The sequence below is a fragment of the Bradyrhizobium sp. 21 genome, from assembly GCF_023073335.1.
Taxonomy (GTDB): Bacteria; Pseudomonadota; Alphaproteobacteria; order Rhizobiales; family Xanthobacteraceae; genus Bradyrhizobium.
Genome location: NZ_JADPJG010000002.1, coordinates 467,437 through 481,906 on the forward strand (window position 1 = coordinate 467,437; position 14,470 = coordinate 481,906).

14 protein-coding genes are annotated in these 14,470 nt (G+C 63.4%); 8 read left to right on the forward strand and 6 right to left on the reverse strand.

Annotation, left to right across the window (positions count from 1 at the left end; translation table 11 throughout):
• Positions 1–2: 2 nt before the first annotated feature.
• Both IVB31_RS02110 and IVB31_RS33505 read right to left on the reverse strand, forming a co-directional pair.
• The gene (locus IVB31_RS02110) at positions 3–446 is read right to left on the reverse strand and encodes an SRPBCC family protein (RefSeq protein ID WP_247317966.1); all 444 of its coding nucleotides are present in this window, start codon (positions 444–446) and stop codon (positions 3–5) included.
• 136 nt (positions 447–582) lie between these two features.
• Entirely contained in the window at positions 583–705 is a 123-nt protein-coding gene (locus tag IVB31_RS33505; RefSeq protein WP_256464280.1) for a hypothetical protein, read from the reverse strand.
• 309 nt (positions 706–1,014) lie between these two features.
• Between IVB31_RS33505 and IVB31_RS02115 the strand changes: the two genes are divergently transcribed.
• The 3 genes from IVB31_RS02115 to IVB31_RS02125 all read left to right on the forward strand — a co-directional run bounded on the left by IVB31_RS02115 (position 1,015) and on the right by IVB31_RS02125 (position 1,848).
• Positions 1,015–1,224: a cold-shock protein gene (locus IVB31_RS02115; protein ID WP_007593324.1), complete on the forward strand. Its 210-nt coding sequence runs from the start codon at positions 1,015–1,017 to the stop codon at positions 1,222–1,224.
• 97 nt (positions 1,225–1,321) lie between these two features.
• Positions 1,322–1,564, forward strand: a complete 243-nt coding sequence (locus IVB31_RS02120) for a transcriptional regulator (protein WP_247317968.1) — start codon at positions 1,322–1,324, stop codon at positions 1,562–1,564.
• A gap of 53 nt (positions 1,565–1,617) precedes the next feature.
• Positions 1,618–1,848 carry a hypothetical protein gene (locus tag IVB31_RS02125; protein ID WP_247317970.1) on the forward strand — a complete coding sequence of 77 codons (231 nt, stop codon included), beginning with the start codon at positions 1,618–1,620 and terminating at the stop codon, positions 1,846–1,848.
• 129 nt (positions 1,849–1,977) lie between these two features.
• On the opposite strand, the gene IVB31_RS02130 is transcribed toward IVB31_RS02125, so the two are convergent.
• The 4 genes from IVB31_RS02130 to IVB31_RS02145 all read right to left on the reverse strand — a co-directional run bounded on the left by IVB31_RS02130 (position 1,978) and on the right by IVB31_RS02145 (position 6,359).
• Positions 1,978–2,160, reverse strand: coding sequence for a hypothetical protein (locus IVB31_RS02130; RefSeq protein WP_247317971.1), 183 nt, complete (start codon positions 2,158–2,160; stop codon positions 1,978–1,980).
• A 351-nt stretch (positions 2,161–2,511) separates the two neighbouring features.
• Positions 2,512–3,789: a formyl-CoA transferase gene (frc, locus tag IVB31_RS02135; protein WP_211394187.1), complete on the reverse strand. Its 1,278-nt coding sequence runs from the start codon at positions 3,787–3,789 to the stop codon at positions 2,512–2,514.
• A gap of 64 nt (positions 3,790–3,853) precedes the next feature.
• Positions 3,854–5,587, reverse strand: a complete 1,734-nt coding sequence (gene oxc, locus IVB31_RS02140) for an oxalyl-CoA decarboxylase (RefSeq protein WP_247317973.1) — start codon at positions 5,585–5,587, stop codon at positions 3,854–3,856.
• Between the two features lie 79 nt (positions 5,588–5,666).
• Positions 5,667–6,359: a GntR family transcriptional regulator gene (locus tag IVB31_RS02145; RefSeq protein ID WP_247319368.1), complete on the reverse strand. Its 693-nt coding sequence runs from the start codon at positions 6,357–6,359 to the stop codon at positions 5,667–5,669.
• Between the two features lie 349 nt (positions 6,360–6,708).
• Between IVB31_RS02145 and IVB31_RS02150 the strand changes: the two genes are divergently transcribed.
• From IVB31_RS02150 to gcl, 5 genes are all read left to right on the forward strand, one after another.
• Positions 6,709–8,838, forward strand: coding sequence for an acetate--CoA ligase family protein (locus IVB31_RS02150; RefSeq protein WP_247317975.1), 2,130 nt, complete (start codon positions 6,709–6,711; stop codon positions 8,836–8,838).
• Positions 8,839–8,880: 42 nt separating this feature from the next.
• Complete coding sequence (locus IVB31_RS02155) at positions 8,881–9,732, forward strand: IclR family transcriptional regulator (RefSeq protein WP_247317978.1); 852 nt, start codon at positions 8,881–8,883, stop codon at positions 9,730–9,732.
• Between the two features lie 109 nt (positions 9,733–9,841).
• A complete protein-coding gene (locus tag IVB31_RS02160; RefSeq protein ID WP_247317981.1) occupies positions 9,842–10,636 on the forward strand; it encodes an NYN domain-containing protein in 795 nt (264 codons plus the stop codon).
• Between the two features lie 84 nt (positions 10,637–10,720).
• Complete coding sequence (locus IVB31_RS02165) at positions 10,721–12,523, forward strand: adenine deaminase C-terminal domain-containing protein (RefSeq protein WP_247317984.1); 1,803 nt, start codon at positions 10,721–10,723, stop codon at positions 12,521–12,523.
• 155 nt (positions 12,524–12,678) lie between these two features.
• Positions 12,679–14,469 carry a glyoxylate carboligase gene (gcl, locus tag IVB31_RS02170; RefSeq protein WP_247317987.1) on the forward strand — a complete coding sequence of 597 codons (1,791 nt, stop codon included), beginning with the start codon at positions 12,679–12,681 and terminating at the stop codon, positions 14,467–14,469.
• Position 14,470 lies beyond the last annotated feature (1 nt).

Below are 14,470 nucleotides of genomic sequence, written 5' to 3' on the forward strand. Positions count from 1 at the left end.
CTCTATTGCTTGATCTCGGGTTCGACGAGCTTCGCCAGATTGCGCAGAGACTCCTGCCAACCGAGATAACAAGCCTCCGGCGGGATGACGTCGGGGATGCCGGCCTGCGTGATATCGACTTCAGTGCCGACCGAGACCTTCTTCAAGATCACGGTCACCTGGATCTCGCCCGGCAGATTGGGATCGTCGAACTTGTCGGTGTAGCGCAGACGTTCGCCCGGGACGAGTTCGAGATATTCGCCGCCGAAGGCGTGGCTGTTGCCCGTCGTGAAGTTGCGGAACGACATCTTGAACGTGCCCCCGACCTTCGGCTCGAAATGATGGACGGTGCAGGTAAAGCCGTTCGGCGGAAGCCATTTCGCCAGCGCATCCGCCTCCAGGAAGGCGCGATAGACTTTCTCCGGACTGGTGGTGAGCACGCGGTGCAGGCGGACAGTGCTGGGCATGATTGTTCATCCTCTTGAATTGATGGGCCCGACGTTGATGTCGATTGCCCATTCATGCCCCGAGGACGAACGAAACTCTACCGATCCGACATCGCGTCCTGGATTTCCTGTCAGGCCTTGTCGGCGTCCGCAATCGTCATGCGCGCGTCGCGATCGAGGCAGGGCAGGTTTTCACCGCGAGTTCAATGCGGCTGTCGTGCAATTCTTGAGAGAGCAGCTTGCTGGGGGCGAACGATGAGCGCTCGATAGCGCGGATCATGGCGACGCGCTCAGGCCAGCAGAGCTGGCCAGCGTCAAATCGGCGTTTCCGAAGGTAAAGTCGACCTTGCGCCAGGCGCCTTTCTGCCCGAATCTTCCAGCCTGACACCGTACGGCCGGGCCCCTGAGGGGGTTAAATCCCGCCAAGCCTTGCATAAGACGAAGATGAGGTATACGGTAGAGTTGTTCGTTCAGCCGCTGTGCCTTGTTGAATGCGCCCGCGGGCTCCTTTTCCATAGACATCGACGAATTGAATTGGTTCTGCGTGGGTGTCACGCGGACCGCGCGCGTATGCGCTTTGGAGAAGTAAATGACGACAGGTACTGTGAAGTGGTTCAACGGCCAGAAGGGCTTTGGATTCATTCAGCCGAACGACGGCGGTAATGATGTGTTCGTTCACATCAGCGCGGTCGAGCGGGCTGGTCTTGCAGGTCTCGCCGAGGGCCAAAAGGTCAACTTCGAGCTCAAGACCGACAAGATGCGGGGCAAGGTCAGCGCAGAGAATCTCTCGCTCGCCTAAGGCCTTGGTGCCGTTTCACGGATGTACTGAAACGGCCGTGCTACCCGCTTGATCCCCGGATTGAGCGGGTTTTGTCCGTTGTGGAGCAGGGTGAATAATGAGCGCCAGGAAATCGGCCGAACCGTCCCCTGAAGCGATCGCGCGTTCCAATCGTCAGCGCTTGGCTGCTGAAGAGGGAGCGCGAGCGATGGTGGATGCCGAAAAGCAGGCCGTCGATGTTCGCAAGAACATGGCGCGGCTTCGAGAACTCCGCCAGGCCAAGGAAGCGGCCGACGCAACCCTTCAGGCATCGTTGCCGGCGTCCACCCCGGCGAAGCGCAAGAAGAAGGTGCCGCGATAGTGCCTTCAAGTGCGCCGACGAAAATCTGGAGAGGGCCGGTCACATGCCGAAGAGTGCGGGTCTTGCCTAGAATCAAACTGGACGGCGGTGGCACAATTACTTTTTTTCTCGCGCTTGGCGCGGGTCGGCAAATGTGCCGACTTGCGACCACGTTTCTGACGCAGAAGCAGGCCTTCAGCTATCTTCAAAAGAACCGAACGGAATTCGAGCGCATCGCGCGGACCCGGCTGGCCTCGGGGGAGCTCGAAGACGGGATCGTCGTGCTCTCGATGCTCCAGATTTGAGTTTTGACGCGTTTTCTTCACGCGGACCGGTATCCACTTCGCCCGAAGATGCTCTCGCTCGAGGTCAGGCCTCGATTTCGATGCAGGGCGTCCAGCGTGGTCGCGATCTGAACCCGGCCCAAAGCGCTGCTATTCGGGGCGGCTACCTGGCTTGGCCTCGCGGGCCAACCTTTCCGCTTTGAGCCGCTCGCGGTTCTCGTTGAAGGAATGCTGGTCCTTCGCATAGTCATTCATCGGCTTTTGCGTTGGGGCTGGCTTGAACGCCTTGTCAGCTTCACGCTTGGCGCGGTTAGGGGATTGATCTTTCAACATTTCGACCTCACTTTCATGCACGTTCGTGGTCCAACCGGACGCGACGCCTTCCTCTCGCATGCTGCATGTTCAGCCCTCCTCTCCAGGGAGAAGGCGGTCACTTCTTCAGCGTTGGGCAGGTCTTTGCGAGGCGTTCAGTCGCTCGCTAGGGCCGCGGCACGCCCGCATTTGAGAGCATGCCGGTTGAGATGACAATAGCCGGCTGCCGCATCGGTTCCCCAAAATCGGTCTTAAATCGGCTTTAGCCCTTTCAATGCCGGGAGCGGGCCGATTGCGGGACATTGTCCATCTCCGCGGCAACAAAAAAGGCCGCCGAAACCGGCGGCCTTTTGTTGTCTCTGACAGCTCCGCTTACTCCGCGGCCTGCTTCTGCGGCGGGTCGAGTGCGCCGGACTTGTGGATGTCGGCGACCTGGTGATCGCTGAAGCCGAGCACCGAGCGCAGGATCTCGTCGGTGTGCTCGCCGAGGAGGGGCGAGCGCTCGACGTCGCTCGGGGAGTCCGACAGCTTGATCGGGTTGCCGACGGAGATGTACTTGCCGCGGGTGGGATGATCGACTTCGACCACGGTGCCGGTCGCGCGCAGCGACTGGTCCTCGGCGATCTCCTTCATAGACAGGATCGGGCCGCAGGGGATGTCGTCCTTGTTGAGGATTTCCATCGCCTCGAACTTCGTCTTCGTCATCGTCCACTGTTCGATGCGGCCGAAGATCTCGTTCAGGCGCGGCAAGCGAACCGCCGGCTTGGCGTAGTTCGGATCGGTCTTCCAGGTCGGCTCGCCGATCACGTCGCAGATCTTCTCCCAGACCGGGGCCTGGGTGATGAAGTAGATGTAGGCGTTGGGGTCGGTCTCCCAGCCCTTGCACTTCAGGATGCGGCCGGGCTGGCCGCCGCCGGAATCGTTGCCAGCACGCGGCACCGCGTCGCCGAACGGAATGCCTTCGCCGAACTGGCTGTATTCCTTCAACGGGCCATGGGCGAGGCGCTGCTGGTCGCGCAGTTTCACGCGCGCGAGATTCAGGACACCGTCCTGCATCGCGGCGGTGACCTTCTGGCCCTTGCCCGAATGCGTGCGCTGATAGAGCGCGGTGACGATGCCGAGTGCCAGGTGCAGGCCGGTGCCGCTGTCGCCGATCTGCGCGCCGGTCACGAGCGGAAGACCGTCGCGGAAGCCGGTGGTGGAGGCGGCGCCGCCGGTGCACTGCGCGACGTTCTCATAGACCTTGCAGTCTTCGTACGGTCCGGGACCAAAACCCTTGATCGAGGCGACGATCATCTTCGGGTTGATCGCCTGGATCTTCTCCCAGGGAAAACCCATGCGGTCGAGCACGCCGGGGCCGAAGTTCTCGACCAGCACGTCGCACTTCTTGATCAGTTCGGTAAGGACTTCCTTGCCCTTGGGGTTCTTGGTGTCGAGCGTGATCGAGCGCTTGTTGTGGTTGAGCATGGTGAAATACAGGCTGTCCACGTTCGGGATGTCCTGCAGCTGGCCGCGGGTGATGTCACCCACGCCCGGACGTTCCACCTTGATCACGTCGGCGCCGAACCATGCGAGCAACTGCGTGCAGGTCGGCCCGGACTGGACGTGGGTGAAGTCGAGAATGCGAACGCCCTCGAGCGCTTTTGTCATCGTGTTGCTCCGTACTCTGATCTACCCCTGCACCCGCAGGGACCTTGTGGGTTGAAGGGGATGCTTACTTCTTCTTCTGCAGAACGCTCTGCGGATTGAGGTTGCCGATGCGGCCGCTCTCCGAGCCTGCGGCCGGATCGATCACGGCGTTGATGAGCGTCGGCTTGCCCGAGGCCATGGCTTCGTTGACGGCGCGCTTGAGCTCGTCCGGCGAGGTCGCGTTCACGCCGACGCCGCCAAAGGCTTCCATCATCTTGTCGTAGCGGGCGCCCTTGACGAACACCGTCGTCGCCGGATCCGAATTGACGCTGTTGACGTCGGTGCCGCGATAGATGCCGTCATTGTTGAAGATGACGATGCAGATCGGCAGATTGTAGCGGCAGATGGTCTCGACCTCCATGCCGGAGAAGCCGAACGCGCTGTCGCCTTCCACCGCGAGCACGGGGTGACCGGTCTCCAGCGTCGCCGCAATCGCCTGGCCCATGCCAATGCCCATCACGCCCCAGGTGCCGACGTCGAGACGCTTGCGTGGGCGATACATGTCGATGACGCCGCGAGCGAGGTCGAGCGTGTTGGCGCCTTCGTTGACGAGGATCGCCTCGGGATGATCCTTGATCACGTTCTTCAGCACGCCGAGCGCACCGTGATAGTCCATCGGCGATTTGTTGTTCATGAGCTTCGGCGCCATCTTGGCGACGTTCTCTTCGCGCTTGGTCGAAATCGCCTTGGTCCAATCGGCCGGCGGGGCGGTCCAGGTTGAACCCATCGCCTGGTTGAACGCCGCGACGACCGAGCCGATGTCGCCGACGACAGGCGCGACGATCTCGACGTTGGAGTCCATTTCCCTGGGCTCGATGTCGACCTGGATGAACTTCTTGGGCGCTTCGCCCCAGTTCTTGCCCTTGCCGTGCGAGAGCAGCCAGTTCAGCCGCGCGCCGATCAGCAGCACGACGTCGGATTCCTTCAGCACCGTCGAACGCGCAGCACCTGCGCACTGCGGATGCGTGTCGGAGAGGAGGCCCTTGGCCATGCTCATCGGCAGGAAGGGCACGCCGCTCTTCTCGACGAAGGTTTTGATCTCCTCGTCGGCCTGCGCGTAGGCCGCGCCCTTGCCGAGGATGATGAGCGGACGTTTTGCGTTCTTCAAGACATCAAGCGCGCGCTTGATCGAAGCAGGCGAGGGGATCTGCGCGGGAGCAGCATCAATCACCTTGACCAGCGACTTCTGGCCGGCATCGGCGTTCATCACCTGGCCGAACAGTTTTGCGGGCAGGTCGAGATAGACGCCGCCGGGACGGCCGGAGACGGCGGCGCGGATCGCGCGGGCGAGACCGATGCCGATGTCCTGGGCATGCAGCACGCGATAGGCCGCCTTGCACAGCGGCTTGGCAATCGCGAGTTGGTCCATCTCTTCATAGTCGCCTTGCTGGAGGTCGACGATCTCGCGTTCGGAGGAGCCCGAGATCAGGATCATCGGGTAGCAGTTGGTGGTGGCGTGCGCGAGCGCGGTGAGACCGTTGAGGAAGCCGGGCGCGGAGACGGTGAGGCAGATGCCCGGCTTCTTGGTGAGGTAGCCGGCGATGCCCGCCGCATAACCGGCGTTCTGCTCGTGGCGGAACGAGATCATGCGGATGCCTTCGGCCTGCGCCATGCGGCCCAAATCCGTGATCGGGATGCCCGGCACATTATAGATGGTGTTGATGCCGTTCAGCTTGAGCGCGTCGATGACGAGATGAAAACCATCCGTCAATTCCTGCTCGGTGCCCGGTGCTTCGGACTTGGTCGCGGTATTCAGCATGGGCCTTGTCTCCCTGGTCTCAAAGATGCCGTTTAGGCTTTGCGGGCGAATGGCTCGCCCTTCTGGTGAACGTTGCAAGTCAAAAGAGTTCCTGACCGTGCGCTTCGACGTAAGCGGCAAGGCCCAGGGTGTGGTCGCGGGCGCGCTTCTCGGCGAGCTCGGTGTCACGCGCTTCCAGTGCTTCGATCATGCCGAGATGCTCGGGTAGCGAAGTCGCAGTGCGGTCCTTGCGTCCGATGGTCAGTTGCCGGTAGCCGCGCACGTGCAGCAGGAGGTCGTTGGTGAGATCGACCAGCACCGGCGATTCCGACAGCGAGATCAGCGCCTGGTGGAACGCGATGTTGGCGCGCGAATATTCCTCGACGTGATCCTCGGGCAGGCGGTCCTTGCCAAACTCCTTGAAGTAGTCGCGCAGTGCCGTGATGTCCTTCTTGCGCGCGGTGGTGGTGATGAGGCGGGCCGCCATGCTCTCCAGCGCCGCCCAGGCGCGGATCATGTCGACGATTTCGCTCTTGGTCCTGCGCACCACCATGATGCCGCGGCGCGGAACCGTTTTCACGAAACCGTCCTGCTCGAGCATCGCGATGGCTTCGCGGATCGGCGTGCGGCTGACACCCAGGCGCTCTGACAGCGCGCGCTCGTCGAGCATCACCGGCTCGGGCGTCGAATAGATGTCCATCTTGAGGATGGCTTCCTTCAAGGCGTCATACGCCTTGTTCTTGAAGCTGCTCTCCGGGGCAATACGAACGATTGCGATATCTGCCTCGGCCATGTTCGGCAACGCCTTGGTTGGTTTCCGCAGTGACACGACGAATCTCCTCCAGTGGGAGTCGTCTTTTACAGGAATATTAACCGGAAAGTTTTTGGCATACCAAATACCAGAATGTCAAGCTGCCTATTTTTTGCAGCGTTCTAATCGGGGTCGCGGCTTGACAAGTTGGCTTCTGGCATACCAAATGCCATCGCCAGCCATTTTTGATCCAAAGCGGCGGAGTAACGTGGGCTTTATGCCACTGCGTTCCGCGACATGGAACGGAGCGCCGCGAATGGCAAGCATCACGGGCAGCCGCACCACGCGCGCGCTTTGAGAACGCAAGAACTAAGGTCAAGGGAGAAGCCACATGTCCAATTCCAAAGATGCCGTCCGCAAGGTGCTTGACCAGGTCAAGGCGGACAACCGCACCAGCCTGACCGCGCCGGAAGGCAAGCTGGTCTGCGACGCCTACGGCATTCCGGTGCCGAAGGAGGGCGTGGCGAAATCGGCCGGCGAGGCCGGCAAGATGGCCTCGTCCATGGGCTTCCCGGTGGTTATGAAGATCGTCTCGCCGGATATTCTCCACAAGACCGAAGCCGGCGGCGTCATCGTCGGCCTCAAGACGGTCGAAGACGCCGAGAGGGCCTACGAGACCATTCTCGGCAACGCCAGGAAGTACAAGTCCGATGCCAAGATCGAGGGCGTCCAGGTGCAGCAGATGCTGGCCGGCGGCACCGAAGTCATCGTCGGCTCGATCACCGACGCCTCGTTCGGCAAGCTGGTCGCCTTCGGCCTCGGCGGCGTGCTGGTCGAGGTGCTGAAGGACATCACCTTCCGCCTCGCGCCCGCGACCAAGGAAGACGCGCTGTCGATGCTCGACGGTATCCAGGCGCATGAGATTCTGAAGGGCGTACGCGGCGGCGAGCCGGTCAACCGCACGGCGCTGGCGGACGTCATCGTCAAGGTCTCGCAGCTCGTCACGGATTTTCCGGAGATGGTCGAGCTCGACCTCAATCCGGTGTTCGCGACGGCGAAGGATGCGATCGCTGCCGACGTCCGCATCGTCGTTGACTTCGCCTATGTGCCCAAGCCGAAACCGCGCCCGACCGAAGAGATCGTCGCGGCCATGAGCCGCATCATGCAGCCGAAGGCGGTCGCCGTGGTCGGCGCCTCGGCCGAGGACGGCAAGATCGGCAACTCCGTGATGAAGAACCTCATCAATGGCGGCTACAAGGGCGACATCTACCCGATCCATCCCAAGGCCGCCGAAATCCTCGGCTACAAGGCCTATAAGAGCGTCAAGGACGTGCCGGGTGTGATCGACACCGCGGTGTTCGCGATCCCCGCGAAGTTCGTGGCCGGCGCGCTGGTCGAATGCGGCGAGAAGAAAATTCCGGGTGCGGTGCTGATTCCGTCGGGCTTTGCCGAAGCCGGCGCGCCGGAGCTGCAGGCCGAGATCGTCGAGATCGGCAAGAAGTACGACATTCGGCTGATGGGGCCGAACATCTACGGCTTCTACTACACGCCGGCCAATCTCTGCGCGACCTTCTGCACGGCTTACGACGTCAAGGGCCACGCGGCGCTGTCCTCGCAGTCGGGCGGCATCGGCATGGCGATCATCGGCTTCTCCCGTTCGGCCAAGATGGGCGTCTCCGCGATCGTCGGCCTCGGCAACAAGTCCGACATCGACGAGGACGATCTGCTCGCCTTCTTCGAGCAGGATCCGAACACCAATTTGATCGCGCAGCACTGCGAAGACCTCAAGGACGGCCGCGCCTTTGCCGAAGCCGCCAAGCGCGTCTCCAAGAAGAAGCCGGTCATCGTGCTCAAGGCCGGCCGCACCTCGGCCGGCGCCAAGGCGGCCTCGTCGCACACCGGCGCGCTCGCCGGCAACGACAAGATCTACGAGGACGTCCTGGCGCAGTCGGGCGTGATCCGGGCGCGGTCGTTGCGGCAGCTGCTCGAATTCGCCCGCGGCGTGCCGGTGTTGCCGACGCCGAAGGGCGAGAACGTGCTGATCATCACGGGTGCCGGCGGCTCGGGCGTGCTGCTGTCGGACTCTTGCGTCGACAACGGCCTGTCGCTGATGGCGATGCCGCCGGATCTGGATGCTGCCTTCCGCAAGTTCATCCCGCCGTTCGGTGCGGCCGGAAACCCCGTGGATATCACCGGCGGCGAGCCGCCGATCACCTATGTCAACACGGTGAAGCTCGGCCTGACGGACGAGCGCATCCATTCGCTGATCCTCGGCTATTGGCACACTATCGTCACGCCGCCGATGGTGTTCGCCCGCAACATGGTCGAGGTGAAGAAGGAGATGGAGGCCAAGGGCTTCGTGAAGCCGATCGTCGCCTCGCTCGCCGGCGACGTCGAGGTCGAGGAAGCCGCCGAATATCTCTACCAGAACGGCATCCCGGCCTATGCCTATTCGACCGAGCTGCCGGTCGAGGTCTTGGGCGCCAAGTACAAATGGGCGCGCGGGGCAGGGCTGCTCTGAGGCGCTACTTCATCTCTCCTCGCTCGCGGGGAGAGGTGACAATTGTCAGGTCGCGAGGGCAAGAACGTGATCCGGCGTAAATCGCTCGAGCCTCGATCGCCATCGGAGGCCGACCGCGACGGCGGCGTACAATCCGTCGACCGCGCGCTATCGATTCTGGAGACGCTGGCCGAAGACGACGAGGGCTATCGCCTCAGCGACCTCGCCGTTCGCACCGGGCTGTCAGCCTCGACCGTGCATCGCCTGCTGGCGACGCTGGAGAGCCGCCGCTTCGTGCAGTTCGACCGCGCCGAATCCAAATGGCATGTCGGCGTGCGCAGCTTCACGGTCGGCGCGAGCTTTGCGCGGCGGCGCAATTTTTCCGCGCAGGCGATCCCATACCTCCGCAAGCTGCGCGATCTCACCCGCGAGACCGCCAACCTCGCCGTCGTCGACGACGAGTTCATCATCGTGCTGACCCGGATGGAGAGCCGCGAGATCATGCGTTCGCTGACCAAGGTCGGCGGCCGCGTCGCCATGGTGACGTCGGGCGTCGGCAAGGCGGTGCTTGCGACCTATTCGGACGAGGACGTCGCCGCCGTCATCCGTCATCACGGCATGCCCCGCCTGACCGAGAAATCCATCGTGCGACCGAGCGATCTGTTCAAGGAGCTCGCGACCATCCGCAAGCAGGGTTTTGCGATCGACGACGAGGAAGCGGAGATCGGCCTGCGCTGCGTCGCCGCCGTGGTCTACAACGCGCTGGCCGAACCGCTGGCCGCGATCTCGGTGTCCGGCCTGACCAGCCGGGTCACCGACGCGCGGCTGCCGGAGATCGGCTGCGTAGTGCGGGACGTCGCGGCGGAACTGACAGCGGCACTTGGCGGCATGATGCCGGCGGTAAAGTCGGGTTGAGGCAGGCTGGCGCCCCACCGCCACCCCCGTGGACGAAATCAGCTCTGGCGGCAAGAGCCCCGACATCGGTATATCCCTCCGCAATTGTCGCGTCCTTTTGGGGAAAATCATGCCGTCAGAGCTCCGTTCGCCCCGTCTCGCCGTCCTGATCGATGCCGACAATGCGTCGGCAAAGATCGCGGACGGATTGTTCGAGGAGATTGCCAAGATCGGGGAGGCAAGCGTCCGCCGCATCTACGGCGACTTCTCCAATGCCAGGTCCAGGGGCTGGGCCGACATCCTGTCGAAGCACGCCATTATCCCGCAGCAGCAATTCGCCTATACGACGGGAAAGAATGCATCCGACATCACCCTGGTCATCGACGCGATGGACCTGCTTCACAGCGGCCGGTTCGATGGCTTCTGCCTGGTGTCGTCCGACAGCGACTTCACCCGTCTGGCCGCGCGCATCCGGGAGCAGGGCGTCGATGTCTTCGGGTTCGGCGAGCAGAAGACGCCGGAAAGCTTCCGGCAGGCCTGCCGCAGGTTCGTCTACACCGAGAACCTGCTCGCCGCCCCGGCGAATGCCCAGGGCGCCGCCGCGAAGTCGACCTCGCTTCAGCCGCCCGATGCAGCGACCCCCATCATCAAGAAGGTGATCACCCAGATGGAGAGCGAGGACGGCTGGGTTACGCTCGGGGAAGTCGGCCGGCAGCTTGCCAATCTCGCTTCCGATTTCGATCCGAGGACCTACGGGTTCCGCAAGCTGAGCGACCTCGTGCGGAAGACGAATTCCTTCGAGATCGATGAGCCGAAGGGCCGGTCGATGCGGATTCGGGTCAAGCCCGCTGCCGCACCGCCGTCGAGGCCGCGGAGCTCGCGCAGAAGGTCAGGGGCGGCAGGCGGTTCGCCGCCTAAGGCGTAAGCAGAGGTGCCGTTATATTTGACCTTGCCCGGTCTGGCGCGGGGCGTAACCATCGCGGGGTCCTAACGTTACGCGAGAGCCCCCATGACAAAACTCACCCGCTTTGCCGTCGTCCCGCTGCACGCGATGACGCGGCGCCTCGCCGATGTCGCCTCTGCGCGCGTCGCGCCCGATCTCGTCATCTCAGGTGCGCGGGTGCTCTCGACCTATTCCGAGCGCATCCACGCCAACCGCGAGGTCTGGATCACCGGGGGGCGCATCGCGGCGGTGAAGCCGGCCGGGACGGCGAAGAAGGTCTGGCCCAACGTGCCGCTTTACGACGCCGCCGGCGGCATCATCGCGCCGGGGCTGGTCGATCCGCACATCCACATCGAATCCTCGATGGTGACGGCCTGCGCCTATGCGGAGGCGGCACTGCTCAACGGCACCACCACGATCTTCTGCGACAGCCACGAGATCGGCAATGTCATGGACGTCGCCGGCGTCGAGGCGATGCTGGAGGACGCGCGCGAGGCGCCGCTCTCGATCTTTTTGACGGTGCCGAGCACGGTGCCGGCGACGTCGGCTGCGCTTGAGACGGCCGGAGGCGATCTCACGCCGGACAAGATCGCCGGCCTGTTCGATCGCTGGCCCGAAGCTGTCGCGCTCGGCGAGAAGATGGATTTCGTGCCTGTCACCATGGGCGACGAGCGCAGCCATGCGATCCTTGCTGCTGCCTTGAAGCGCGGACGGCCGGTGTCCGGTCATGTCTACGGCCGCGAATTCGTTGCAGCCTATGCGGCGTCCGGCGTCACCGACACCCATGAGGCCATCGACCGCGACATCGCCGACGATCTGCTCGACGCCGGCGTCTGGGTGTTTTTGCGCGGCGGCCCGCCGACCACGCCGTGGCATTCGCTGCCCCAGGCGATCCGCACCGTGACCGAGCTTGGCGCCTCGCACAAGCGCACGGCGGTGTGCACCGACGACCGCGACGCCGACGATCTGCTGCTGTTCGGCCTGGACTGGGTGGTGCGGGAGGCGGTGAAGGCGGGAATGTCACCCGAGCAGGCCTGGTCGATGGGCTCGCTGCATGGCGCGACGCGCTTCAACATGGATAGCGATATCGGCGGGCTCGGCGGAGGGCGCCGCGCCGATCTGGTGCTGATGGACGACAATCTGAAGCCGCAATGCACCTGGTATGGCGGCGAGCTTGTCGTCGAGAACAGCAAGATCACGCCGAAGCTCGATCAGGCGCTGTCACAGCGCTATCAATATCCGAAGGCGGCCTACGTCACCGTCAAGCTGCCGGAGAAGCTGAAGCTGACGCCGGAGCTTCCCTCGACGGCCTGCACCGTCAACGCGATCAAGACTGCGCTGCCCGGTATCACGCTGATCCACGAGAAGATCGCGATCGAGCCCGCAAAGGACTGGCCGTCGGTGTTTGCGCGCTACGGCCTGTGCTTCGTCACGGTGGTCGAACGCCATGGCAAATCGGCCGGCAACGTCGCCTATGGGCTGCTGAAGGATTTTGGCCTGAAGCGCGGCGCGGTCGCCTCCAGCGTCGGGCACGACAGCCACAACATCATCGTTGCCGGAACCAACGAGGCCGACATGCAGGTGGCGGTCGCGGCCATCAAGGCGCATCAGGGCGGCGTCTGCGTCGTCGCCGACGGCAAGGTGAGGGCGTTGGTCCCGCTGCCGATCGCTGGGCTCTTGTCCGACAAGCGCGTCACGGAGGTGGCCGAAGAGGTCAAGGTGCTGAAGAAGGAATGGGTGGAGGCCGGCTGCACCATTCCCTACATGGGCTTCAATCTGATTCCGCTATCGGTCATTCCGGAAATTCGCATCACCGACAAGGGCCTCGTGCTGGTGCCGCAGATGGAGCTGGCGCCGCTGTTCGAGTGATCTGCTTTCACGCATCTCTCGATCTAACCGATTGAGACAACCACGATTTTTCCGCGGCTGCCGCATCGTGGGAAATAAAACCGATCTCGTTGAGATCGTCTATTCCGCGCCCGATGATCTCGCTCGAACGAACCGCAAACCGAGCGAGGTCCGATATGGCGAAGATGCGAGCCATCGATGCTGCCGTGCGAATTCTGGAGAAGGAGGGCATCTCGACCGCCTTCGGCGTTCCCGGGGCCGCGATCAATCCGCTCTACTCGGCGCTGAAAAAGCGTGGCTCGATCCGCCATATCCTGGCGCGGCATGTCGAGGGTGCCTCGCACATGGCCGAAGGCTATACGCGGGCCAAGGCCGGCAATATCGGCGTCTGCATCGGAACTTCGGGGCCGGCCGGCACCGACATGATCACCGGGCTCTATTCGGCGATCGCGGATTCCATTCCGATCCTCTGCATCACCGGGCAGGCGCCGCGGGCGCGGCTCTACAAGGAGGATTTCCAGGCGGTCGACATCGAATCGATCGCGAAGCCCGTGACCAAATGGGCCGTGACCGTGCGCGAGCCGGCGCTGGTGCCGCGTGTGTTCAGCCAGGCCTTTCACGTGATGCGGTCGGGCCGGCCAGGGCCGGTGCTGATCGACATGCCGCTCGACGTGCAGCTCGCCGAGATCGAGTTCGACGACGAGACCTACGAGCCATTGCCAGTCTACAAGCCGGCCGCGACGCGCAAGCAGGTTGAGAAGGCGCTGGAGATGCTCAACGCCGCCGAGCGGCCGCTGATTGTGGCCGGCGGCGGCGTCATCAACGCCGACGCCTCGGACCTGCTGGTCGAGTTTGCCGAGATCGCGAACGTGCCGGTGGTGCCGACGCTGATGGGGTGGGGCGCGATTCCCGATGACCACGTGCTGATGGCCGGCATGGTCGGGCTTCAGACCAGCCACCGCTACGGCAATGCCACGATGCTCGAATCCGATTTCGTGCTCGGCATTGGCAACCGTTGGGCCAACCGCCACACCGGGTCGGTCGAGACCTACACCAAGGGCCGTACCTTCGTGCACGTCGACATCGAGCCGACCCAGATTGGGCGCGTGTTCAATCCCGATCTCGGCATCGTCTCGGACGCGAAGGCCGCACTCGAACTCTTCGTTACCGTCGCCAGGGAGTGGCGCCGGTCAGGCAGGCTCCGCGAGCGCCAGGCGTGGCCCGCTTCCTGCCGCGATCGCAAACGCTCGATGCTGCGCAAGAGCCATTTCGACAACGTCCCAATCAAGCCGCAGCGCGTCTATGAGGAGATGAACAAGGCGTTCGGCCGCGACACCACCTATGTCACGGTGATTGGCCTGTCGCAGATCGCCGGCGCGCAATTCCTCGGCGTCTACAAGCCGCGCAACTGGATCAATGCAGGGCAGGCGGGACCGCTCGGCTGGACGCTGCCGGCCGCGCTCGGCGTGCGTGCGGCCTGTCCGGAGCGCGACATCGTCGCGCTCTCCGGCGACTACGACTTCCAGTTCCTGATCGAGGAGCTCGCGGTCGGTGCGCAGTTCAATCTGCCCTACATCCACGTCGTCGTGAACAATTCCTATCTCGGCCTGATCCGCCAGGCCCAGCGCGGCTTCGACATGGATTATCACGTCCAGCTCTCATTCGAGAACGTCAACGCGCCGGAGCTCAATGGCTACGGCGTCGATCACGTCGCTGTCGCCGAAGGACTCGGCTGCAAGGCGATCCGCGTCACCGACCCCAAGGATTCGCAGGCCGCCTTTGCGACCGCGCGCGAATTGATGGCGAAGCACCGCGTGCCCGTGGTGGTGGAGTTCATCCTCGAACGGGTCACCAACATCGCGATGGGAACGGAAATCGACAACATCGTCGAGTTCGAGGAGGTGCTGGATCTGCCGCTCGACGAGGTCGCGACCGCGCGGCCCGGCGTGCTGCAGCCGGCGGAATAGG

Bases quoted from the DNA above. Each gene is read 5' to 3' on its own strand.
- IVB31_RS02110 (WP_247317966.1), bottom strand. From the start codon at position 446: ATGCCCAGCACTGTCCGCCTGCACCGCGTGCTCACCACCAGTCCGGAG.
- IVB31_RS33505 (WP_256464280.1), bottom strand. From the start codon at position 705: ATGATCCGCGCTATCGAGCGCTCATCGTTCGCCCCCAGCAAGCTGCTC.
- IVB31_RS02115 (WP_007593324.1), top strand. From the start codon at position 1,015: ATGACGACAGGTACTGTGAAGTGGTTCAACGGCCAGAAGGGCTTTGGA.
- IVB31_RS02120 (WP_247317968.1), top strand. From the start codon at position 1,322: ATGAGCGCCAGGAAATCGGCCGAACCGTCCCCTGAAGCGATCGCGCGT.
- IVB31_RS02130 (WP_247317971.1), bottom strand. From the start codon at position 2,160: ATGTTGAAAGATCAATCCCCTAACCGCGCCAAGCGTGAAGCTGACAAG.
- frc (WP_211394187.1), bottom strand. From the start codon at position 3,789: ATGACAAAAGCGCTCGAGGGCGTTCGCATTCTCGACTTCACCCACGTC.
- oxc (WP_247317973.1), bottom strand. From the start codon at position 5,587: ATGCTGAATACCGCGACCAAGTCCGAAGCACCGGGCACCGAGCAGGAA.
- IVB31_RS02145 (WP_247319368.1), bottom strand. From the start codon at position 6,359: ATGGCCGAGGCAGATATCGCAATCGTTCGTATTGCCCCGGAGAGCAGC.
- IVB31_RS02150 (WP_247317975.1), top strand. From the start codon at position 6,709: ATGTCCAATTCCAAAGATGCCGTCCGCAAGGTGCTTGACCAGGTCAAG.
- IVB31_RS02160 (WP_247317981.1), top strand. From the start codon at position 9,842: ATGCCGTCAGAGCTCCGTTCGCCCCGTCTCGCCGTCCTGATCGATGCC.
- IVB31_RS02165 (WP_247317984.1), top strand. From the start codon at position 10,721: ATGACAAAACTCACCCGCTTTGCCGTCGTCCCGCTGCACGCGATGACG.
- gcl (WP_247317987.1), top strand. From the start codon at position 12,679: ATGGCGAAGATGCGAGCCATCGATGCTGCCGTGCGAATTCTGGAGAAG.